Raw genomic sequence first — 22,522 nt, forward strand, 5'->3', positions numbered from 1 at the left:
AACTCGATGGACTTCAACTCGATGGACTTCAATTGCCGGGTGGTTCGTTGCCGGCCTCCTCGGCCGTGCGCGCGACCAGCGGCACGAAGGCCACGCCGGCGAGATCCTCGCGCTCGAGCGTGCCGTCCTCGCGCTTGCCGATGCGCAGCAGCCGTTGCGCATGGCCCGGATGGCCGTGCGGCATCACCAGCGTGCCGCCCGGTGCCAGCTGCGCCAGCCACGCGGCGGGGATATCAGGGCTGGCCGCGGCGGAAACGATGGCGTCGTACGGCGCGCCCGCCTCCCAGCCGGCGGTGCCGTCGGCCAGGTGCACTTCGACGTTGTCGAAATCCAGCGCGCGCAACACGTCGCTGGCCCGCTCTGCCAGCCGCCGCCAGCGTTCCAGCGTGATGACGCGCGCCGCGATACGTGCCATCACCGCGGCCGCATAGCCCGAGCCGGTGCCGATCTCGAGCACGCGGGAGGTGGGATGCAGCCGCGCGGCCTCCACCATCCGCGCGACGATATAGGGCTGCGAGATGGTCTGGCCGGAGCCGATCGATAGCGGCGCGTCATCGTAGGCGGAATGGCGCAGCGCGTCCGGCACGAAGCGCTCGCGCGGCACCTCGCGCATTGCCGCCAGTACCGCGGGATCGCGAATGCCGCGCGCGGCGATCTGCAGTTCGACCATACGCTGGCGGTAGCGCTCAGGCTGTTGTTCGGGGCTGTTCAAGAGAGCAGGGGTCATGGCGGCATCGAGGGGCGGCGAGCGTGGCGCGCGCCGTGCCAGCCAGTCGTGCTGGCGTGTCGTGCTGACGTGTCTGGTCCGGATTGACGCATCGACCGTGCCATCGATGACGGGGACCATGCCGCGCGGATTCCATCACGTCGTTTCGCTGGCGTTCACGGGGCTGGAAGATCGTGCACGGGCCCGCGTACAAGCCGTGTAAATGCTCCCAACGCGTGCGCGTCGCCGCGGGCGCGATGCCGCTGGCGCCATTCTTGCGTACCGCTCGGCGTCTTTCCCCCGCCGTCCGGCGGCTTCCAAGGAGCATGACGATGAAGAGCAAAGCACCTCGCACGAGCGCGATCTCCGCTGACGTCACCGATGTCACCGATGTCACCGATGTGACCGAAGTGACCACCGGGCGCCTGGCCGAGCAGCGGCCGATTCCCGCGGTCACCGAAGTGCCCGACGCTTCCACCATGCTGGCGCGCGACTATCTGAAGCTGACCACGCTGGGCTGGAGCTTCTATGCGGCACTGATGGAAGAAGCGGGCTTCCAGTGGACCTCGTGGGCCTGGAAGTGGAGCCCCGACGAGCGCCTCGCGCAGCAGATCACCGCGCCGGCACCGGCACTGTCGATGGCGACGAAGTACGGGCAGACCGCATGGGAAATCGGCGCCGACATGCAGGGGCGCTGGCTCGATGCGTGGATGCGGTTCCTTACCTGGAATCCGGCGGCGATGTTGGGCGGGATGACGGGGACGGCGAACGTGCGCGCTGGCTCGTAGCCGCAGTCGTGCGCATGTTCGAGATGGGACGATCTACCGCTGGCGCTGGTGGAACGCTCGCCTCTGCTTGTGGGAGCACGGTGGCGGAGAGGGCAGGGGCGGTCCAGCGTCAGATATCGCTGTTGCGAACGACCTCTCCACCCACCCCTCTCCCGCCTCGCGGGAGAGGGAGCAACTCATCCAGCGCGCAGGCGCCGAAGCACGCTTACGGCGCGGTGCACGTGTAATTCGACGCCTGCGCCGCCGCTGCCGCGTCGTTCGCCGGTCCCGTGTAACGCGGATACTGCGGGTAGCGGCACAGCGGACGCGAGAACGCGGTGGCGCCGTTGTTCTCCTTGGTCGCGGTCAGCGTACCTGGCGCGTCGCCTTTGGTGACCCAGCTGTCGAGCGCGGCCAGCAGATCGGTCTGGTCCGCGCCCGGTCCGCCCGCGCAATGGTTGACGCCCGGTGCCAGGTAGTAGCGCACGAACTCGTCGGCCGATGCCTGCCCGCCCACCGCGGCGACCATCCCTTCGTAGTAGGCGTTGGTAGCCTTGAAGCTCAGTGCGGCATCGTTGGTGCCATGCCAGAGGATCAGCTTGGCGTTGCTGTTCTTCAATGGCCGCAGATCGGTATTGGTCGCGTCGTTCAGATTGGACAGGTTGGCCAGCGCGGCGACATTGCTGTCCCAGGTATAGGCCAGCGAGTTCTGCGAGCGGTCGCGCGCGAGGTAGTTCTTGACTGTCGTGTCCTGGAAGAGGAACTGCAGCGCCATGTTGACGTTGCCGTTCCCGGTCAGCCAGGCGCTCCACGCTCCCGGGTCGTCCTCGTTGCCGCTCAGCGCCCACCCGGCATTGGAATAGGCGCCGTTGGCCCATACCGCTGGCGAGGTCCACGATTGCACCGCTGCCAGTTGTGCATCCGACAGGCACGCATCGCCGGCATCGGTGCCGCCGGAGCAGCGAAGCACCGCCGGATCGAAGCTGCACGACTGCGGGTTGGACACCACGCCGTCCGCGATGCCATCCTGCGCATCGCAGGCATCGCGCACGGCTTTCGCCAGCAGATTGATCTTTGCCGCATTGACCATGCCGCCCGGCGCGGCGAGGGCCTTGGCGTTGCGATTGAAGGCGCCCATGAAGCCGACCCAGTTGTAGGCCGGCGCGCGCGCGATGATGCCGTCGAACAGGTCCGGATTGCGCTGCGCCGCCATCAGCGCCTCGCGGCCGCCGTTGGAGCAGCCCTCGAAGTAGGACCGCTCCGGCGCCTTGCCATAGGCGGTCTGCAGCATCTGCCGGGCCGACGACATCACGGTCGGTACCGACTGATGGCCGAACAGCGCGGCGGCGTGCGGATCGTCCAGCGCGAAGTCGGCCGACAGCACGTTGCCGGAATGGCCGGAGTCGCTGTTGACGGTGGCGTAGCCCTGCTTCAACGCGGTCAGGTTGGTGGGGACGTCGATGCCCGGGATCGACCCGTTGTAACCGCCGCCGCCGCCGTAATACAGCTTGCCGTTCCACCGGTCGGGAAGCCGCAGTTCCAGGTTCAGTTTCGGGGCGATGGTCGCGTTGACCTTGCAGAACAACGGCTGGGGTCCGTTTGCCGCGACGGTAGCGGCCGCCGTGACGGTCGCGCCCGCTATGGTCTTGCCGGCCAGTTGCGCGCACGCCTGCGCGGCATTGGCCGAGGCCGAGGGTCCGGGTTTGTGGTCGTCGTCGCTGTCGCCGCACGCGGCCAGCGCGGCCATTGCGACAGCAGTCAGGGCGATACGATGCCAACGGAAAGCGAAAGTCTGTGCCATGTCGTCTCCTTCGATGTCGTGGAGTCAGGCCAGGGCGGGCGCGACCTGCCCCTCGACACCGGTCTGGCACAGACTCGAGCGGCTGCTGCTGTTGCTGCTGTAGCTGATGTTGGCGCTGTTGCTGCCTGGGGCGGTCCGAAGGAAGAATAGACGCGAGGAGCGGGGCAGATTGTCCCCGCGCGGACAATCGCGCCGCCAGCGGATCGGGGTTTGCCCTAGGCTCGGCACTTGATGTGCTGCGCGGGCAGCCTGCCGGCAAGGGAACAGCGGGCGGTGCCGTGCCTCAGCGACGCCGTTCGTGCTCGATCAGCTGGGCCAGCAGCCGCACGCCTTCCTCGATCCGCTCCTCGGCAATCCCCGTGTAGCCCAGGCGGAAGTGCGGCGACGGTCCGTCGGCGGCAAAGAACACGTCGCCGGGCTCGATGATCACGCCATGCCGCAGCGCGACATCGCCGAGCTTGCGCGCGTCGAGGCCCGGCGGTCCCTCGACCCAGAACGACGACGCCCCCGGCGAGTTCTGCACCCGGCATTGCGGCAGGTGCCGCGCCAGCATGTCGCGCAGCACCGCCGCGCGGCGCTGGAAGATCGGCGCGACGCGCCGCAGCAGCGCGTCGTGGTGGCCCAGCGAGATGAACAGGGCCGTGGCGCGCTGGTTGTTGGCCGGCGGATGGCGCAGCATGTAGCGCCGCAGCGCCCGCGCCTGGCGGATCACCGAGCTCGGCGCGACGATATAGCCGAGCCGGATGCCGGGCACGAAGGACTTGGACAGGCTGCCGACATAGATCACGCGGCCCTCGCGGTCCAGGCTCTTCAGCGCGGGAATCGGCTGTGTCAGTGCCGGATTCTCGGTGTCGTAGTCGTCTTCGATCAGCACGACGTCGTGCCGGTGCGCCTCGGCCAGCAGCGCCTCGCGCCGGTCCAGCGGCATCGTCACCGTGGTCGGGCACTGGTAGCTGGGGGTGACGAAGGCATAGTCGCAGCGCGCCAGCTCACCCTCGGGACGCAGGCCCGAGTCGTCGACCGGCAGCGGCACCACCTCGCGCGCCCGCATGCCGAAGATCGCGCGGGCATCGCTGTAGCCCGGCTCTTCGAGGCCGACCACGGCGCCGCGCATCAGCAGATCGGCCAGCAGGTAGAGCGCATGCTGCGCGCCCAGCGTGACCATGATCTCGTCCGGATTGGCCCAGACCCCGCGGCGCGGCAGCACGTGCCGCTGCAGCTGCTCGATCAGCAGCGGATCGTCGCGGTCGATCAGGTCGGACGCCCAGCCGCGGATCTCCAGCACGGCCAGCGCCATGCGCGAGCATTCGCGCCAGTCCGCGGTCGGAAACAGCGCCGGATCGAACTGTCCATAGATGAACGGATACGGATAGTTCTGCCAGTCGTTGGGCTTGACGATGGCGCGCAGGCCGCTGATATCGGGCAGCCGTTCGCTCCAGTCGGGGCCGGTTGCCCCGCTGCCGCCGTCGGTGCCGGCCGCCGTGTTGGCGCTCGCGGCGCAGGCCGGTGGTGCCACGCTGGGCAATTGCTGGACGACGAAGTAGCCGCGCCGCGGCCGCGTTTCGAGGAAGTGCTCGTCGACCAGCTGCTGGAAGGCCAGGATCACGGTATTGCGCGCAATGCCAAGCGTCGCGGCCAGTTCGCGGCTCGACGGCAGCGCGCTGCCTTCGGGCAGCTGCCGCGACAGGATCGCCGAGACGATCTGCTGGCGCAGCTGGGCCTGCAGGCTCAGCCCCGAGTCGGCGGGCAATTGCAGCAGCCGATTCCAGAAGGTGTTTCCCTTGCCCGCCGTGGCCATGCCGTTCGCGCTCCGTATCGTCGGTTTCGTCCTTGGATCGGGGAGCATTATCGGATATGGGGCGGGGAGGGGGTATGGGTGGAAAGCCGGTGAGCGAAGGCGATGCGCCGCTGAAGGCTTTGTCCCTCTCCCGCTTGCGGGAGAGGGAGCGCGTTGGCGGTCGGCCAATCGCGCCGCACTGGCAAGCGCCTCAACTACAGCACATCATCCTTCAGGTGATACCAGTGGTACAGGAACCGCTGCCCCAGCCGCCGGAACGGGGCGAACGCCGGCGACTCGACCCACTCGCGCACATTGGGGAAGGGCAGCGCCGAACGGAAGATCGGCAGTTCCGGTCCCGGGTTCTTGCCGGCGATCATCGCGGCCATGCGGCGCCCAGCCTGGGCCGAGTACATGACGCCGTTGCCGCCGTAGCCCATCGCGTAATAGATCGTCTGCGCGGGATCGGGCCGGAAGATGCGCGGCATCATGTCGTGGCTGACGTCGACCCAGCCCCACCACGAGTAGTCGATCGGAATGCCTTTCAGCGCCGGGAACTTGCGCACCATGTCGTCGACCAGCTTCTGCTCGTATTGGGGCCGCGGCGCGTCGGTGCCGGTGATCGCGCTGCGGCTGCCGATCTGCAGGCGACCGTCGGGCATCAAGCGATAGTAATGGCGCAGGATGCGGGTGTCGGTGATCACCTGCGTCGTGCGAAAGTTGCAGGCCGCGATTTCATCGGGCGTCAGCGGCCGCGTCACGATCGAGTTCGACAGGATCGGGAACAGCCGGTTCTTCAGATGCGGATGCAGGTTCTGCGAGGTATAGCCGCCGGTCGCGACGCCCACCGCGCGCGCCCGCACGATGCCGCCCGGCGTGCGCAGATAGTGCACGCCGTCGCGCGTGGTCCAGTCGAGCACCGGGCTCGACGGGTGCACGGTCGCGCCCAGCGCGCGGGCACGGCGCAGATAGCCGAAGGCCAGCTTGCCGGCATGGATGCCGATGCCTTCGGGCTCGTGCATCGCCCCGGCCGCCTCCTTGTCGTCGACGTATTCGCGCTTGACGGTATCGGCATCGAGAATGCGGGCGTCGTAATGGAACACCTCGCGCAGCAGCCTGGCCTCCTTCTCCAGCGCCGGCATCGCCTCGGGACGGTGCGCGATGTACAGGTGGCCGCCGGGCTGCGGATCGCAGTCGATATCGCGGATCAGCGTCTTGAAGGTCTCCATGCCGGCGCACACTTCCTCGTGCAGCCGCAGCGCGGCGTCCAGGCCGTAGCGCTGGATCCATTGCGAGCGCTTGAGCCGGCCCGACGCGCATTGCGCCTGCCCGCCGTTGCGCGTGCTGCAGCCCCAGCTGACGCGGTTGGCTTCCAGCACGGTGGCCTTGATGCCGTGTTCCTGCGCCAGGAAGATCGCGCAGGTCAGCCCGGTGAAACCCGAGCCGATGATCGCGACATCGACGTCGACGTCGTGCGTGATCGGACCGTCGTCGGGCGGCGGCTCGCCGGCGGTGCCGATCCAGTAGGTCGGCGCGTAGTCGCGGCCCTGGCCGGGCGTCGGCGCGACCAGCGGGTCGTAGGCGGGATCGTAGGGCCGGGACGGACCGGTTGCCCGGTTTTGTCCGGTGTGGCCACCGGCCTGGCCCGGCGTCCCGTTCTCCCGTCCGATGGCGGTGATATCGGCAATGGCTTCCATCGCTGCGCTCCTGTTGGCGACGCGTTTGTCGACGCGTTCGATCAGCCGCGCGAACCGGCCGCCAGCGCGGGACGGTCCTTGCGATAGGCGTTCTTGACCGCGATCTTGCCGTCGCGGAAGGTGAACACGTCGACCATGCGCGCCTCGATGCGCGAGCCGTCGGCCTTGGTGCCGCGGAACGTCGATTCGCTGACGCCGCGGTCGCCGCAGACGAAATGCTCGCCATCGAGCCAGGCCGCGTCCGGGAAGGTCTGCCAGGCCAGCTGGAAGCCCTCGCGCACCGCCTCGCGGCCGCTGAAGGTGCGGCCGAACAGCTCGCCCCCGGCCACCGCGTGGAACACGCAGTCGTCGGTCATGAAGGACATCAGCGCGTCGATGTCGTGGCGGTTCCAGGCGTCGCTGAAGGCCTGCAGCGTGGCGGCGGTGACGCCGCCGCTGGCGCCACCGGCCTGCTGTCCGGACGGGTTGCTGTCGGCCGCGACGATGGCTTCGGTGCCGGCCTGCTTGCTTGCGTACTCCACTTGAATCTCCTCGATGTTGTTGCGGTCCGCGCGGCAGCGGACCCGGTCCTTTGCACGTTCCCAGCATAGGGAAGCGCCGGGATGCGCTGTAGGGCCAGTTGGATGGAATCGATTGGGCCAGCGGCTGCTGGCTCGGCTGGCCGTCCCCGGCGATCGCGGGGACGACAGGGCTAGCGCCGTACCGCCTGGGCGCGCGGCATGTCGCCCAGGTGCTGCTGGTGCGGGTCGATCTCGCTGTCCCGCAGCTCTGCACCGCGGCGGTACTGCCGACGCACCAGATAGACCAGCAGCAGGATGCCGAGGCTGACGACGCCGAGCAGCAGCGGCTTGCGCTGGTCCGGGATGAAAGCCATTGCGATCACGATGCCGGCCATGCCGATGATCGCCACATAGGTCAGATACGGATACATCCACATGCGCACGCGCAGCTTCTCCGGCGCCTCGCGCTCGAGCCGCGCGCGCAGCCGCAGCTGCGACACCGCGATCAGGATGTAGACGAAGATCGCCACCGTGCCGTAGGAATTGACCAGGAAGGCGAACACCGTATCGGGCGACACGTAGGACATCACCACCGCGGCATAGCCGAACAGCGTCGAAAACAGGATCGCGCGGACCGGCACGCCATTGCGGTTCAGTTTGGCCAGCGCGGCCGGCGCGTCGCCGCGGCGCGTCAGCGCGAAGATCATCCGCGACGACGCATACAGGCCCGAGTTCAGCGCCGACAGCACCGCGGTCAGCACCACCGCGTTCATCACCTGCGCGGCGCCGCGAATGCCCATCGCGTCAAGCGCGCTGACATAAGGCGTGGCGATGCCGGGCGAGTTCCACGGCACCAGGCAGACCACCAGCAATACCGAGCCCACGTAGAACACCAGCACGCGCGTGATCACCGAGTGGGTCGCCTTGGCCACGGCCTTCTGCGGCTCCGCGGTCTCGGCCGCGGCAATGGTGACGATCTCCGCGCCGAAGTAGAACCCGGTCGCGGCGACGGCGCCGGTCAGCACCGGCATGATGCCGTTGGGCGCGAAGCCGCCATGCGCGCTCAGGTTGGCGACGCTGGGCGCGGTATCGGGCCACATGCCGAGCACGAACAGGCCGGCCAGGAACAGGAACACGACGATCGCCGCCACCTTGATCGAGGCGAACCAGAATTCGAACTCGCCGAAGGACTTGACGGAGAACAGGTTGGTCAGCGTCAGCATCACCAGCAGCACCAGGCTGATGGCCCAGGACGGCACGTCGGGCAGCCAGTAGCGGATCAGGTCCGCGCCGGCCACCGCTTCGATGGCGACCACGATGACCCAGAAGTACCAGTACATCCAGCCGGTCAGGAAGCTGGCCAGCGCTCCGGTCTGGGGCTTGTCGCGCCATGCTTCGCGCGCGTATTCGTAGAAGGAGCCGACGGTGGGCAGCGCGCACGCCATCTCGCCGAGCATCCGCATCACCAGCACCACCAGCATGCCGGTCAGCAGGAAGGACAGCACGGCCGCCGGGCCGGCCGACTTGATCACCACGCCGCTGCCGACGAACAGTCCGGCACCGATCACGCCGCCGAGCGCGATCATCGTCATGTGGCGCTGTTTCAGGCTGTGCTTGAGGCCGCGCGAGCCCTCGGGGTTATCCAGCAATTTTTGTCTCCAGTGCTTCTCATGATGGTGTCGTCACGGCTTCGCTGTCTTTGTTTTGTCTGTCCGGGGCCGCATTGCTGCGGCGGCCCCCGCAGGCCGTGATCGCGCGGCGCGGCAGGGCCGCACCGCGCGCCTCGTTGCTTCCGTTATACGTAATCCTTGTACTTGTCGAGCAGGCGGACCGGCTTGGACAAGGCATCGCGGCGGAACGGATCGCCCAGTTCGCGGGTGCACATGATTTCCACGATGGTGGTCTTGCCGTGGTTCATCTGCAGGTCGATGGCCTTCTTCAGCGCCGGGCCGACGTCCTCGAGCCGATCGACCACGATGCCTTCGGCACCCATCGCGCGGGCGATGTTGGCGAAGCTCGGATTGTCCAGCTCGCCGGCGACGAAGCGGCGATTGTAGAAGTCCACCTGGTTCTTCTTCTCCGCGCCCCACTGGCGGTTGTGGAAGACCACCGCGGTGACCGGGATGTTGTGGCGCACGCAGGTCATCGTTTCCATCAGGCTCATGCCCCATGCGCCGTCACCGGCGTACGAGATCGCCGGCCGGTGCGGCGCGGCAACCTTGGCGCCGATGATGGTCGGGAAGGCGTAGCCGCAGTTGCCCCAGCTCATCGCCGCGAAGAAGCTGCGCGGCTTTTCGAAGCGCAGATAGCTGTTGGCCACCGAGTTGATGTTGCCGATGTCGGTCGACACCATCACATCGGCCGGCATCGCCTTCTCGAGCTCGCGCAGCACCTGGCGCGGATGCAGGTAGGTGCCGCCGTTCGGCGTGCGTTCGTTCTTCTGCTCCTCGATCATGTCGAGGCTGAACGGGTCGCGCTCGTGCGTCCACTCGTCCAGTTCCTTCTCCCAGGCGGCCTTCTCGGTAGCGATCTGGTCGGCGCGCGCGGCGCGGGTCGCGTCGCAGGCCAGCGTGCGGTTGGCCAGCCGTTCGGTCAGCGCGACGGCGGCCGCCTTGGCGTCGCCGCAGATGCCGACCGAGATCTTCTTGACCAGGCCCAGCATCTTGTGATCGGCGTCGATCTGGATGATCTTGGCCGTCTTCGGCCAGTAGTCCATGCCGTGCTGCGGCAGCGTGCCGAACGGTCCAAGGCGCGAGCCGAGCGCGACCACGACGTCGGCGCGCGAGATCAGCTTCATCGCGGCCTTCGAGCCCTGGTAGCCGAGCGGCCCGCACCACAGCGGGTGGCTCGCGGGGAAGGAGTCGTTGTGCAGATAGCTGTTGACCACCGGCGCGCCCAGCCGCTCGGCCAGCGCCTTGCATTCCTCGACGCCATCGGCCATCACCACGCCGCCGCCGGAAATGATCACCGGGAACTTCGCCTGCGCCAGCAGCTCGGCCGCTTCGTTCAGGCTCTGCTCGCCGCCGGGGCCGCGGTCCAGCCGGCGCGGCTGCGGAATCTCGGCCTTGATCTGGCCGTAGAAGTAGTCGCGCGGGATGTTCAGCTGGGTCGGGCCCATCTCGGACATCGCGCGATCGAAGCAGCGGCCGGTGAATTCGGCCATGCGCGCCGGATTGGTGACGTGGCCCTGGTACTTGGTGAACTCCTGGAACATCGGCAGCTGGTTCGCTTCCTGGAAGCCGCCCAGGCCGATGCCCATGGTGCCGGCCTCGGGCGTGACGATCACGACCGGGCTGTGCGCCCAGTAGGCCGCGGCAATCGCGGTCACGCAGTTGCTGATGCCCGGGCCGTTCTGGCCGATCACGACGCCGTGGCGGCCCGACACGCGGGCATAGCCGTCGGCCATATGGCCGGCGCCTTGCTCATGCACCACCGGGATCAGGCGGATGCCGGCCGGCGCGAAGATGTCCATCGCATCCATGAAGGCCGAGCCCATGATGCCGAACATATCGGTGACGCCGTTGGCGGCGAGGGTTTCGACAAACGCCTCGGAAGGCGTCATGGCCTGCGGGCCGGCGGTGGGGGTGTGGTCGGACATGCTTGCGGTCTCCGGTAGGTTGGGATCGTTGTGACTCGTAAAACGGTACGTTATGTACCGAAAACTGTTGTTTGGCTGAAATGTAGGACGGAGCTCGAGCATCGTCAATAGGAAAATCCATTATTCGGTATGAGTTGTACCTAAAAGTGAGACTGGGATAAGATAGCCTCGTGAACAGCCGGCGGCGGGCATGCGCCTGCGCGGCGCGTCGAAGTAGTCCAGCCTTATCCAGGAGAAACCGAAGTGGCGATCGACCTTGCCAGCGTGGCACCGGACCGCATGGTGTCGGTGCGTGAAGTGTTCGGCATCGACAGCGCGATGCGGGTGCCGGCCTTCGGCGTGCGCGACGACCACGTGCCGGAGATCGATCCGGGCTACCGCTTCGAACCGGAGGTCACGCTCGCGATCCTGTCCGGCTTCGTCAGCAACCGCCGCGTGCTGGTGCAGGGCATGCATGGCACCGGCAAGTCGACCCATATCGAACAGGTGGCGGCGCGGCTGAACTGGCCGTGCGTACGCGTCAACCTCGATGGGCATATCGGCCGCATGGACCTGGTCGGGCGCGATACCGTGGTACTGCGCGACGGCCAGCAGGTCACCGAATTCCAGGAGGGCATCGTGCCGTGGGCGCTGCAGCGGCCGATCGCGCTGGTGTTCGACGAATACGACGCGGGCCGGCCGGACGTGATGTTCGTGATCCAGCGCGTGCTCGAGCGCGATGGCCGGTTCACGCTGCTGGACCAGAACCGCGTGATCCAGCCGCATCCGTTCTTCCGGCTGTTCGCGACCGCCAACACGGTCGGGCTTGGCAACCTGACCGGCATGTATCACGGCACCCACCTGCTGAACCACGCGCAGATCGACCGCTGGAACGTGGTGGCGACGCTGGACTATCTGCCGCGCGAGGCGGAGATCGATATCGTGCTGGCGCGCGTGCCGGAACTGGCCGACGCGGCCGGACGCGAGTTGGTTGGCACCATGGTCGCCGTCGCGCAGTTGACGCGCGAAGGGTTTGCCGCGGGCGACGTGTCGACGCTGATGTCGCCGCGCACCGTGATCGCCTGGGCCGAGAACTGCCAGATCTTTCGCGATCCGGCGCTGGCGTTCCGGCTCAGCTTCCTGAACAAGTGCGAGCCGGGCGAGCGCCCGATCGTGGCCGAGTATTTCCAGCGCGGCTTCGGTACCGAGCTGGAGCCCTGCGGCGACGCGGCGGCCTGACGATGTCGACGTCGACGTCGACGAGCGCCGAGGCCGCGGACCCCGCGGCCGGCGCGATCGCGGAGCCTGCGCTGCCACCGTTGCCGGCGGCGGTGCAGCGCCGGCGCGAGGCGTTGTGCGCCGCCGTGCTGCGCGCGCTGGCGGGGGACGCCGCCTTGCATTACCGCGCGGGAAGGCCATGGCGCGGCCAACGGCCGCTGCCGCTGCAGGCGCCGCACCTGCTGACCGATGCCGGCCGCGATTCCTTCCCCGACCTGCGCGGCAGCGTGGACGCCGTCGCGCTGCGCCTGCGGCATGGCGATGCGGACCTGCATCGCGCGCTGCGGCCCGCCGACCCCGTCGCGCGGCTGCTGTTTGAACTGTTCGAGCAGTTGCGCTGCGAGACCCATCTGCCCGCCGGCATGCCGGGTGTGGCCGCCAACCTTCACGCCCGCTTCGAACGATGGTCGCTGGCGTTCCATCGCTCCGGGCTGACCGAAGGGCGTTTCGGCATCCTGGTCTACACGGTGGCGCAGGTGGTCTGGTCGCGGCTGTCGGGCCGGCCGGTGGTCGAGGAGACCGAGGACCTGATCGAGGCCACGCGCGCGGCGATCGTGCCTGCGCTGGGCACCGCGCTGGCCGGCATGCGGCGCACGCGCGCCGACCAGCGCGCCTTTGCCGAACACGCGCTGGCCGCGGCGGAGATGGTGGCCGGGATGCTGCGCGACGATGCCCGTCGCGCAGGCCTGGCCGACGACGATGGGCGTGAAGCGCACGAATCCGTGCGCGACGGCTTCTCGCTGCTGCTCGACTTCGAGGACGAGGCGCTGTTACAGGAAGCAGGCGGCGCCGGCTCCGGCGGTGCTCGTGCCCGCGCCAACGAGGCCCGTGCGCCGGCCTACGCTGCCTTTACCACCCGCTACGACCGCGAGCTGCGCGCCGCCACGCTGGCGCGGCAGGCTTCGCTGCAGGCATGGCGCGAACGCCTGGACCGGCGCATCGTCGGCGGTGGCATCAATCCGGTCCGCATCGCTCGCACGTTGTCGTCGGCCTTCGCGCTGCCGGCCGCCGATGGATGGTCGTCCGGCGACGAAGAGGGCCGGCTCGACCGCAGCCGGCTCGCGCAGCTTGCCTGTGCCGGCGGACAGCGGCGCATCTTCCGCCAGCCCCGCCTGCAGCCGCGCACCGATGCGGTGCTGGCGTTCCTGATCGATTGCTCGGGCTCGATGAAGGCGCATATCGACCAGATCGCCTTGCTGGTCGATGTGATGATCCGCGCGGCCGATGCCGCGGGCCTCGGCACCGAAGTGCTCGGCTTCACCACCGGCGCCTGGAACGGCGGCCGCGTGGCGCGCGACTGGCAGGCGGCGGGCCGCCCGCCGTCACCGGGCCGCCTCAACGAGGTCTGTCATCTGGTGTTCAAGGATGCCGACACCAGCTGGCGCCGCGCCCGCACCGGCATCGCCGCGCTGTTCAAGGCCGATCTGTTTCGCGAAGGCATCGACGGCGAAGCGGTCGACTGGGCCTGCACCCGCCTGCTGTCCCGCCCGCAGTCGCGGCGTCTTCTGGTGGTGGTATCCGACGGCAGCCCGATGGACCGCGCCACCGCGCAGGCCAACGGCGAGCGGCTGCTGGATGACCATCTGAAGGACGTGGCGGCCCGCCACGAGGCCCAGGGGCGGATCGAACTGATGGGGCTGGGCGTCGATCTGGACCTGAGCCCTTACTACCGGCGCCACTTCCCGCTGGACACCACCCGGCCGCTGGATACGGCGGCGATCGATGCCATTGCGAGGTGGGTGGGGAGTGGGGGGCGTGAGGCCCAACACTAGCGCCGCAGGTGCCCCGGATTCTTGGTAGGCCAGTCGCTGTTCATTTCCGCACCCGTCGCTTTTTGATCGCCGTGAGGTTCTCGATCCATGGTTCGATATCGTAGGCTTCTGCGGACAGCAACACCCCCAATTCCCGAAGCAGATGCAGAACCTTCCCCAATTGCGTTGTGGGTTTGCCGGCTTCGACATCGGTGATGAAGCTAGGCGACAGACTCGTTCCACGTGCCACTTCGTCACGGGTCAGTCGTTGAGACAAGCGGGCGGCGCGTACAAGTTGCCCAAGCGTTTCAGCGTCGGAGATGCGAACGATCATGGCGCCATACCTTAGAGGACCGGACTCGATCATAAAACGTCCGCTCGGCTCCTTTATGGCGATTTCAGGAGGGAAAGTTCCATAAAGGATACGAGCGGCTACGGTAGCCCTTATGGTTTTAAGCTGAATACGCCATAAACCACTGCCACAGCGCTCCCCCCATCAAGTACGCACCCAGCACGACCAGCACGCCAAACGCGAGCCTTCGGGTGGCTTCCGTCGACAACGGCGGCGGGAAGCGCCGTGCCGCGATCGTGCTCAGGGCCACGACCGGGAAGGCCAGTGCGGCCTGCAGCCACACGTCGCCGGCCAGCTCGCCTTGCCAGGCGCTGTAGGCGGTGCGGACGGCCGAAGTGGTGGTGAAGACCAGGATCAGCGCGCAGCGGATCTGCACCATGTTCAGCGGTTGGCGATAGAACTGGAAGATCAGCGGCGGCCCCGAGACGCCGAACAGGCCGCTGAGCAGGCCGCCGCAGACGCCGCTGACGAAGAAGCTGCCGTCGCCGGAGCGGCTGGGCAGCGCGGCGGGGCGCAGCGCGGCGCCGATGCCGCCATACAGCACGACCGCACCGAGCATCAGCTGCAGCACGCCGGCGGCGGTGCCGCTCAGGTAGTGCAGCAGCACGACACCGGCGACCACCGACGGCAGGATGCCGAGCGTGGCGGCCCGCACCGCGCGCCAGTCGATATGGTGCAGCTTGCCGGGCAGCGCCAGCGCGCCGTTGGCGAGCGTCAGCAGGCTGACCAGCGCGGCCAGCGTGGCGACCGGTGCCAGATGCAGGCCGCTAGCCGCGCCCATCACGATCAGACCCATGCCGAACCCGGTCACGGTCTGGAAATAGCTGCCGAGCCCGAGCAGGGCCAGTACCGGCAGCAAGGTTTCGACATTCATCGGGACTGCGCGGCTCCCGATGGTGGCGTGGCGGAAGGCAGGTCGATGGGCAGCGCCATCTGCGCGCGGGCATCGGTATCTTCGAGGTCCGCGGCCTGCGCCTGCACCACGGTCACCGCGATCACGTGGAAGATGTCGTCGGCGCTGCAGCCGCGCGACAGGTCGTTGGCGGGGCGCCGCAGGCCCTGCAGCATCGGCCCGATCGCCACCGCGCCGCCGAGGCGCTCGGCGAGCTTGTAGCCGATATTGCCCGCCTCCAGGCTCGGGAACACCAGCACGTTGGCGTGCCCGTGCACCTGGGATGCCGGCAGCTTGCGCTCGGCGATCTCGGCGACGATCGCCGCATCGAGCTGCACGTCGCCGTCGATCGCCAGGCCGGGCCGCAGCGCACGCACCCGCTGCGTCGCCGCGGCGACCTTGTCCACGGCGGCGTGGTGGGCGCTGCCATTGGTCGAGAACGACAGCATCGCCACGCGCGGCGTTTCCATCAGCAGGCTCTGCGCGCTGTCGGCGGCGGCCATCGCGATCTCGGACAGCGCCTCGGCGTCCGGGTCGATCACCAGGCCGCAGTCGGAGAAGATCAGCCCGCCCTTGAGCGAGTGGAAGGGCTCGCAGAACATCATCAGGAAGAAGCTCGATACCAGCCGGAAGGACGGCGCGATACCGATGACCTGGATCGCGTGACGCACCACGTCGGCAGTGGTATGGACCGCACCGGCCACCGAGCCGTCGGCGTCCCCGGCCCGCACCATCAGGTTGGCGAAGCATAGCGGCGCCAGCACGTCGCGTTGCGCCTGCTCGGGCGTCATGCCCTTCGATCGGCGCAGCGCCAGCCATTGCCCGGCGTAGCGGTCCCGCTGCGCAGCGCTGGCCGGGTCGACCACGTCGATGCCGTCCAGCGCGATGCCGTGCCGCTCGGCGGCATCGGCGATACGGGCGGCATCGCCGACCAGCACGATGCGCGCGATGCCTTCTTCCGCGGCGCGCCGCGCGCCCTGCAGCACGCGCGGGTCCTCCGCCTCGCACAGCACGATGCGCCGGGGGGACGAGCGCGCGCGCTCGATGATGCGGTGGATCGCTTTCATGGCGGATACGGTGAATAAAAAAGCGGGATGAAACGTACCGAAAACGGGATCTGACCGAAGCATAGGGCGGCCGGCCCTTTCGGTCAACAAAAATCTCGAAAAACGGTACGTTAGATGCACTAAAACGGGACGGAAGGGGCCGTCATGGTGCGAGCGACGAGCGCGCGCGGCTGGCCGCAGGGCCGAATACGGTGCCGTTCGGCGGCCGGTCGGCGCTTGGACCCACGATTGCCGCCCAGTGGCACTATGGCGCGCGCCACCCGCTGCCTACGATAGCGCTACCCAACGTGCAAGGCGTTGGCCGCCGATTGCCGCCACGATGCGGCGACGGCCGATCAAAGGACGCGACAGCCGTCCACTGCAAGGAGACATTGGCATGCGACCTGCTTCCAGTCTTCCCCTCCTCGAGTAGGCACCTCGCCGGTGCCTGGATTCTCCGTGCCGCTCCCTGGCTCCCTGCCGCGGCACGCAACCTGTCTTTCTTGAGGAATACGACGATGCGTTGGATCGAGCGTTGGATCAAGCAGTTCGCAACAGGCGCAGTGCTGGCCGCCGCCGTGCAGACGGGCGCGCTGGCACAAGCGAAGGAAGTGGTGATCGCCTACCAGGACATGGTGGTGCCATGGCGCCATGTGCAGGACGCCAAGGAGATCGAGAAGCTGACCGGCTACAAGGTGTCGTTCCGTCAGTTCTCCGGCGGCGGCGACGTGATTCGCGCGATGGCGTCGGGACAGATCGCGATCGGCGAGGCCGGCACCTCGCCGATCGCCTCCGCGCTGTCGCAGGGGCTGGACGTCGAGCTGTTCTGGATTCTCGACGACATCAACGCCGCCGAGGCGATGGTCGCGCGCAACGGCACGCGCATCGACAGCGTCGCCGATCTGAAGGCCAAGCGCGTCGGCGTGCCGTTCGTCTCGACCACGCACTATCACACGCTGGTCGCGCTGGAGCAGGCCAAGGTCGATCCGAAGCAGGTCCGCATCATGAACATGCGGCCGCCGGAAGTCGCCGCGGCCTGGCAGCGCGGCGACATCGACGCGACGTTCATCTGGGACCCGGTGCTGGCGCGAATCAAGCCGACCGGCAAGGTGCTGCTGACCTCGGGGCAGATCGCGCAGTCGACCGGCAAGGCCACCTTCGACGGCATGATCGTCAGCAAGAAGTTTGCGCGCGAGAACCCGGACTTCATGGTCAAGTTCGTCAGGATGCTGGCCGCCGCGGATGACAGCTACCGCAAGAACAAGGCCGCGTGGACCGCCGATTCGCCGATGGTCAAGACCGTCGCGAAGGTGTCGGGTGCCAGGCCCGAGGACGTGCCGGGCAGCATGTCGCTGTACGCGTTCCCGACGCTGGAGGAGCAGGCGTCGCCGCGCTGGCTCGGCGGCGGCGCGGCCAAGGCCCTGCAGTCGGCGGCGCAGTTCCTGAAGGAGCAGGGCACGATCCAGACCGTGCTGCCGGACTACTCCGCCGGCGTCAATGCCGAGTGGGTCAAGCGGGCGATGCGTTGAGCCCCCGCCTGTCCAGTTCTTTCAGCGATTCGCCAACGACCCCACAGGGAACCGAGATGGCCAAACTCGAAATCGACAACCTCAGCGTCAACTATGGCGGCGCGGGCGGCACGCAGACGCTCGCGCTGTCGCAGGTCAACCTGACCATGGAGCGCGGCGACTTCGTCGTCGCGCTGGGCGCCTCCGGCTGCGGCAAGACCACGCTGCTGTCCTGCATCGCCGGCTTCATGCAGCCGTCGGAAGGCGAAATCCGCCTCGATGGCCGCGCCGTCAACGGGCCCGGCGCCGAACGCGGCGTCGTGTTCCAGAAGCATGCGCTGATGCCATGGCTCAACGTCGCCGACAACGTCGCGCTGGGTTTGCGCATGCGCGGCGTCGGCCGTGGCGAGCGGCTGCGCATCGCACGCGACAAGCTGGCGCTGGTCGGGCTCGAGCATGTCGCCGACAAGCCGGTCTACCAGCTGTCGGGCGGCATGCAGCAGCGCGTCGGCATCGCGCGCGCGCTGGCCAACGATCCGGCGGTGATGCTGATGGACGAACCGCTGGGCGCGCTCGACGCGTTGACGCGCGAGTCGATCCAGGCGCTGATCCTGCAACTGTGGGCGCGCGAGCAGAAGATCGTTTTCTTCATCACGCACAGCGTCGAGGAGGCGCTGTTCCTGGCCACACGGCTGATCGTGATGACGCCGTCGCCGGGCCGCATCGCCCACACCTACGAGCTGCCGTATGCGCGCCGCTATATCGAATGCGGCGATGCCCGCGCCGTCAAATCCGATCCGGATTTCATTCGCCACCGCGAAGAAATCGTCGACCTGATCCATGCCACGCCACAAGGATAAGCCGATGCCTGCCACCGTTCAGAGCCTGCCGGGCGCGACGCGCGCGCCGGGCGCCGTTGTTGCCAACGAGATGTCTTCCACCACGACGACCGCCGCCGCGGCCCCGGCGGCACCGGCAGCACCTTCGGCGTCAGCACGCAAGATCCGCACGGTCTCCGGTTACCGGATGCCGGGCGAGGGCTCCAGTTCGCGCATTTCCGCGGTCACCGTGGTGTCGCTGCTGGTGCTGTGGTGGGTCGCCAGCCATTTCGGCTGGCTGCCGCCGCTGTTCCTGCCGACGCCGGAATCGATTGGCGCCGCCTTTGTCGATGCGTGGAACGGCAATGTGCAGGGCGGCCTGCCGCTGCTCGACCATTTCTGGGCCAGCATGGTCCGCGTGTTCGGCGCCTTCGCGCTGGCGGCTGTCACCGCGGTGCCGGTCGGCGTGCTGATGGGCGTGTCGCGCATCGCGCGCGGCGTCTTCGATCCGCCGATCGAGTTCTACCGGCCGCTGCCGCCGCTGGCCTATCTGCCGCTGATCGTGATCTGGTTCGGCATCGACGAGACCTCGAAGATCCTGCTGATCTTCCTGGCGTGTTTTGCACCGATGGCGATGTCCGCGCGCGCCGGCGTGCGTTCGGTGACGATCGAGCAGATCAACGCGGCCTATTCGATGGGCGCCACGCCGTGGCAGGTGATTCGCCATGTGGTGCTGCCCGCCGCGCTACCGGACATCCTGACCGGCATGCGCATCGCGATCGGCTTCGGCTGGACCACGCTGGTCGCGGCCGAGATGGTGGCCGCCACCGCGGGCCTGGGCCAGATGGTGCTCAACGCGTCGAACTTCCTGCGTACCGACGTGGTGGTGATGGGCATCGTGCTGATCGGGCTGATCGCCTATGGCTTCGACCTGCTGATGCGCGGCGTCGAAAAGTGGCTGGTGCCGTGGAAGGGAAGGGCTTGAAGGGCGGATGCGCGAAGCCGCTGGACGACTTCCCTCTCCCGCGAGCGGGAGAGGGAACACCGCATCGACGCCGGTGCGCCTGCCTCAGAACGTCGAGGCCAGGTCCGCCGCGGCCTGCTGCAGCCGCGGCACGAATTCCAGCGAACGCGACAGCGGCGAGCGTACCGTCGGCGCATGGACGGCAAGGGCGGCCACCACCTGCCCGCGCTCGTCGCGCACCGGCACCGCGACGCAGCTGATGCCGGCGACGAACTCCTCGTTGTCGACGCCGATCTGCTTGTGCGCGCAGCGGTCCAGCTCTGCCTCTAGCAGTTCGACATCGGTGATGGTGTTCTGCGTGAAGCGCTCCAGCGGCAGTTGCCGCACCAGCGCGCGGCGCTGTTCGCGCGGCAGCAAACCGAGCAGCAGCTTGCCGCTGGCCGAGCAGTGCAGCGGCACATGGGAACCGGGCTTCAGGTCCAGCCGCAGTGGCCAGGGCGCCTCCATGCGGTCCAGGTAGAGCACCGCGCTCTCGTGCAGCATGGTCAGGTTGACGGTCTCGCCGATATCCTCGACCAGCCGCGACAGGATCGCGTGGCGCAACTGGCGGGTGCCGGAATGCGTGACGATGGCCACGCCGAGGCGTGCCAGCCGCGGACCGACCGCATAGGCGTTGCGCGCGCCGGGTTCGCGGATCACCAGCCCGCCGGATTCGAGTGCGCCCAGCATCCGGTGCAGCGAGGCCTTCGGCGCCTCGAAGCCTTGCATGATCTCCGCCAGCGTCAGCGGCCGGTCCGCGGCGACCAGGAATTCGAGCAGCGCGAAGGCGCGCAGCGTCGGCGTGTCGCCGCGGTCGTTGGCCGCTTCGCTGGGCGGCGGCGGGGGCGGCACCGGGGCGGGCCGCGCAGCGGCCTTCGCCGCTGCGGCTGGATTGGCCTTGGCGGCTCCGCGCGCGCGCGGAGCGGACGTCGCGGCGGTGGTGGCGGTTTTCAAAGCGATTCCTCCGTTCCGGAAAACGAGACAAAGCGATTGTACTTCCGGATTGGGGTGTGCCGCCATGCGACCCCGGTACGGCACGGCGGCGCTCCGCGCCTCAGGCCCTAACGCGCCAGCTGCAACGTCACGATCCCCGCCAGTACCAGCGCGGTTGCCAGCAGCCGCCGCCGGTCGAACGGCTCGCGCAGCAGGAAGTAGCCCAGCAGCGCGGCGAAGATCACGCTCGATTCGCGCAGCGCGGCCAGCTTGGCGACCGGCGCCAGCGTCATCGCCCACAGCATCAGCGCATACGAGCCGACCCGGTTGATGCCGCCGATCCACGCGCGCTTCCACTCGGTGCGCAGCAGCGTCAGCAGCGTGCGGCCGCGCCGGACCGCCGCGTAGCCCGGCATGAACAGATGCGACAGCGTCTGCAGCCAGACGATGTACGAGAACACCTGACCGTGGCGCTTGACCGCGGTGCCGTCGATCACGGTGCCGCCCGCCAGGCAGGCGCCGGCCAGCAGCGCGAACCCCATCAGCTGCGGCGACTGCGTGCGCCAGCGCACCAGGCTGACCAGCCCGCAGCAGATCAGCGCGATGCCGACGTAACCGCCGGGGCCGAGGCGCTCGCTGCCCATCGCGAGCAGCAGCAGAGCGACCATCATCGGCGCGCAGCCCCGCATCAGCGGATAGGCCTGGCTGAAGTCGCCCCGGTTGTAGGCCGCCACCAGCGACAGCTTGTAGACGACCTCCAGGCAGACCGTCGCCAGCAGGAAGGGCCAGACCGCCGGCGCGGGCAGCGGCACCAGCAGCAGGAAGGGCAGCGCCGCCAGCAGGCAGAACGTATCGATCAACGCCATCGACGACAGCCGGTCGCCGCCGATCTTGACGATCGCATTCCAGGAGGCGTGCATCACCGCGGACAGCATCACGGCGACGAACGCCATCCAGTGGAAGTCGGCGGGAAGGGTCATGCCGCCCTGGCCAGCTGCGCCGCCATGTCGATGCCCATCTCCTGCAGCGTCAGCCCGATCGCGGACACCACGTTGCGCATTTCGTTGTCGTCGATCGCGCCGATGCAGCCGACGCGGAAGGTCTCGACCTGCGTCAGCTTGCCCGGATAGAGGATATAGCCGCGCTCGCGTACCTTCGCATAGAAGGTCTTGAAGTCGTAGCGCGGGTCGTCCGGCGCGTGGAACGTCACGATGATCGGCGCCTGTACCTCGGGACGCAGGAAGGGACGGAAGCCCAGCTCGCGCATGCCGTCGATCAGCGCGGCGCAGTTGCGGCGATAGCGCGCGCCGCGCACCGCTTGTCCGCCTTCGGCCAGATACTGGTCCAGCGCCGCGCGGAAGGCGGCGACCACGTGCGTGGGCGGCGTGAAGCGCCACTGCGTGGTCTTCTGCATATAGGCGTACTGATCGTACAGATCCAGCGCCAGCGAATGGCTGTTGCCCTGGCTGGCCTCCAGCACGTCCTTCCTGACCAGCACGAAACCCATGCCCGGCACGCCCTCGATGCATTTGCCGGTGGCCGCCACCAGCGCGTCGAACGGCATCGTGCGCGCGTCGATCTCGATCGCGCCGAACGAACTCATCGCATCGACGATCAGGCCCTTGCCGAGCCGCGCGCACAGCTGCGCGATCTCCGGCAGGGGATTGAGCACGCCGGCACCGGTCTCGCAATGGACCTGCGCCACATGGGTGATCGACGGGTCGGCGGCCAGCGCGGCCTCGATGGCCGCCGCGCTGGCGGGCTGGTCCTCGGGGATAGCCAGTTCGACCGCGGCGCGGCCGATCGCCTTGCAGATCTTCAGGATGCGCTGGCAATAGGCGCCGTTCTGCGGCACCAGCACCTTGCCGTCGCGCGGCACCACGTTCGCCATCGCCGCTTCGACGGAAAACGTGCCGCTGCCCTGCATCGGCACGCAGACATGGGTGCCTTCGCCGTGCACGATGCGAACCAGATCCTCGCACAGGCTGCCGGTGATGGCGTTGAAGGCGGCGTCCCACGAGCCCCAGTCGCGCAGCATGGCTTGCTTGGTCGCGAGCGAGGTGGTCAGAGGGCCGGGCGTCAGCAGAATGGGGTCGTTGCCGCGAATCATGGTCGA

19 protein-coding genes are annotated in these 22,522 nt (G+C 68.3%); 6 read left to right on the plus strand and 13 right to left on the minus strand.

Annotated features, from left to right (window positions below):
• Nucleotides 1-28 precede the first annotated feature (28 nt).
• On the minus strand, nucleotides 29-727 hold the full coding sequence (locus tag F7Q96_RS00610; RefSeq protein ID WP_082371880.1) for a protein-L-isoaspartate(D-aspartate) O-methyltransferase: 699 nt from the start codon (nucleotides 725-727) through the stop codon (nucleotides 29-31).
• Between the two features lie 311 nt (nucleotides 728-1,038).
• Between F7Q96_RS00610 and F7Q96_RS00615 the strand changes: the two genes are divergently transcribed.
• The gene (locus F7Q96_RS00615; RefSeq protein WP_144425973.1) at nucleotides 1,039-1,494 is read left to right on the plus strand and encodes a hypothetical protein; all 456 of its coding nucleotides are present in this window, start codon (nucleotides 1,039-1,041) and stop codon (nucleotides 1,492-1,494) included.
• A gap of 205 nt (nucleotides 1,495-1,699) precedes the next feature.
• On the opposite strand, the gene F7Q96_RS00620 is transcribed toward F7Q96_RS00615, so the two are convergent.
• The 6 genes from F7Q96_RS00620 to xsc form a co-directional block, all read right to left on the minus strand.
• Entirely contained in the window at nucleotides 1,700-3,274 is a 1,575-nt protein-coding gene (locus F7Q96_RS00620; RefSeq protein ID WP_053824195.1) for a tannase/feruloyl esterase family alpha/beta hydrolase, read from the minus strand.
• A gap of 283 nt (nucleotides 3,275-3,557) precedes the next feature.
• The gene (gene pdxR / locus F7Q96_RS00625; protein WP_151021899.1) at nucleotides 3,558-5,072 is read right to left on the minus strand and encodes a MocR-like pyridoxine biosynthesis transcription factor PdxR; all 1,515 of its coding nucleotides are present in this window, start codon (nucleotides 5,070-5,072) and stop codon (nucleotides 3,558-3,560) included.
• Between the two features lie 194 nt (nucleotides 5,073-5,266).
• Nucleotides 5,267-6,748, minus strand: a complete 1,482-nt coding sequence (locus F7Q96_RS00630) for an NAD(P)/FAD-dependent oxidoreductase (protein WP_226994965.1) — start codon at nucleotides 6,746-6,748, stop codon at nucleotides 5,267-5,269.
• Nucleotides 6,749-6,789: 41 nt separating this feature from the next.
• Nucleotides 6,790-7,161 carry a nuclear transport factor 2 family protein gene (locus F7Q96_RS00635; protein WP_043437690.1) on the minus strand — a complete coding sequence of 124 codons (372 nt, stop codon included), beginning with the start codon at nucleotides 7,159-7,161 and terminating at the stop codon, nucleotides 6,790-6,792.
• 278 nt (nucleotides 7,162-7,439) lie between these two features.
• Nucleotides 7,440-8,840 (minus strand): amino acid permease, encoded by a 1,401-nt coding sequence (locus tag F7Q96_RS00640; protein ID WP_053824678.1) that lies wholly within the window; start codon nucleotides 8,838-8,840, stop codon nucleotides 7,440-7,442.
• 203 nt (nucleotides 8,841-9,043) lie between these two features.
• Nucleotides 9,044-10,846 (minus strand): sulfoacetaldehyde acetyltransferase, encoded by a 1,803-nt coding sequence (gene xsc / locus F7Q96_RS00645; RefSeq protein ID WP_170265926.1) that lies wholly within the window; start codon nucleotides 10,844-10,846, stop codon nucleotides 9,044-9,046.
• 243 nt (nucleotides 10,847-11,089) lie between these two features.
• On the opposite strand from xsc, the gene F7Q96_RS00650 reads away from it, so the two are divergent.
• Nucleotides 11,090-12,064, plus strand: coding sequence for an AAA family ATPase (locus tag F7Q96_RS00650; RefSeq protein ID WP_257720537.1), 975 nt, complete (start codon nucleotides 11,090-11,092; stop codon nucleotides 12,062-12,064).
• A 2-nt stretch (nucleotides 12,065-12,066) separates the two neighbouring features.
• On the plus strand, nucleotides 12,067-13,875 hold the full coding sequence (locus F7Q96_RS00655) for a cobaltochelatase CobT-related protein (protein ID WP_151021901.1): 1,809 nt from the start codon (nucleotides 12,067-12,069) through the stop codon (nucleotides 13,873-13,875).
• 40 nt (nucleotides 13,876-13,915) lie between these two features.
• Here the strand turns inward: F7Q96_RS00655 and F7Q96_RS00660 are convergent, their stop codons facing one another.
• From F7Q96_RS00660 to pta, 3 genes are all read right to left on the minus strand, one after another.
• A complete protein-coding gene (locus tag F7Q96_RS00660; RefSeq protein ID WP_144425972.1) occupies nucleotides 13,916-14,188 on the minus strand; it encodes a helix-turn-helix domain-containing protein in 273 nt (90 codons plus the stop codon).
• A 118-nt stretch (nucleotides 14,189-14,306) separates the two neighbouring features.
• Nucleotides 14,307-15,080 (minus strand): sulfite exporter TauE/SafE family protein, encoded by a 774-nt coding sequence (locus F7Q96_RS00665; protein WP_053824193.1) that lies wholly within the window; start codon nucleotides 15,078-15,080, stop codon nucleotides 14,307-14,309.
• Nucleotides 15,077-16,165 (minus strand): phosphate acetyltransferase, encoded by a 1,089-nt coding sequence (gene pta / locus F7Q96_RS00670; RefSeq protein WP_082371789.1) that lies wholly within the window; start codon nucleotides 16,163-16,165, stop codon nucleotides 15,077-15,079. The genes F7Q96_RS00665 and pta overlap by 4 nt, the downstream gene beginning before the upstream one ends.
• A gap of 497 nt (nucleotides 16,166-16,662) precedes the next feature.
• Between pta and tauA the strand changes: the two genes are divergently transcribed.
• The 3 genes from tauA (at nucleotide 16,663) to F7Q96_RS00685 (ending at nucleotide 19,455) form a co-directional block, all read left to right on the plus strand.
• Nucleotides 16,663-17,673, plus strand: a complete 1,011-nt coding sequence (gene tauA / locus F7Q96_RS00675) for a taurine ABC transporter substrate-binding protein (protein WP_053824192.1) — start codon at nucleotides 16,663-16,665, stop codon at nucleotides 17,671-17,673.
• Between the two features lie 56 nt (nucleotides 17,674-17,729).
• Nucleotides 17,730-18,512: a taurine ABC transporter ATP-binding protein gene (locus F7Q96_RS00680; RefSeq protein ID WP_053824191.1), complete on the plus strand. Its 783-nt coding sequence runs from the start codon at nucleotides 17,730-17,732 to the stop codon at nucleotides 18,510-18,512.
• A 70-nt stretch (nucleotides 18,513-18,582) separates the two neighbouring features.
• Nucleotides 18,583-19,455: an ABC transporter permease gene (locus tag F7Q96_RS00685; protein WP_053824676.1), complete on the plus strand. Its 873-nt coding sequence runs from the start codon at nucleotides 18,583-18,585 to the stop codon at nucleotides 19,453-19,455.
• Nucleotides 19,456-19,539: 84 nt separating this feature from the next.
• Here the strand turns inward: F7Q96_RS00685 and F7Q96_RS00690 are convergent, their stop codons facing one another.
• From F7Q96_RS00690 to F7Q96_RS00700, 3 genes are all read right to left on the minus strand, one after another.
• Nucleotides 19,540-20,325, minus strand: coding sequence for an IclR family transcriptional regulator (locus F7Q96_RS00690; protein ID WP_170292912.1), 786 nt, complete (start codon nucleotides 20,323-20,325; stop codon nucleotides 19,540-19,542).
• Nucleotides 20,326-20,534: 209 nt separating this feature from the next.
• Nucleotides 20,535-21,386 carry an EamA family transporter gene (locus F7Q96_RS00695; protein ID WP_053824190.1) on the minus strand — a complete coding sequence of 284 codons (852 nt, stop codon included), beginning with the start codon at nucleotides 21,384-21,386 and terminating at the stop codon, nucleotides 20,535-20,537.
• Complete coding sequence (locus F7Q96_RS00700; protein ID WP_053824189.1) at nucleotides 21,383-22,516, minus strand: 2-aminoethylphosphonate--pyruvate transaminase; 1,134 nt, start codon at nucleotides 22,514-22,516, stop codon at nucleotides 21,383-21,385. Before F7Q96_RS00700 ends, F7Q96_RS00695 begins: the two co-directional genes overlap by 4 nt.
• Nucleotides 22,517-22,522: the final 6 nt, after the last annotated feature.

The sequence above is a fragment of the Cupriavidus gilardii genome (assembly GCF_008801915.1).
Lineage (GTDB): Bacteria > Pseudomonadota > Gammaproteobacteria > Burkholderiales > Burkholderiaceae > Cupriavidus > Cupriavidus gilardii.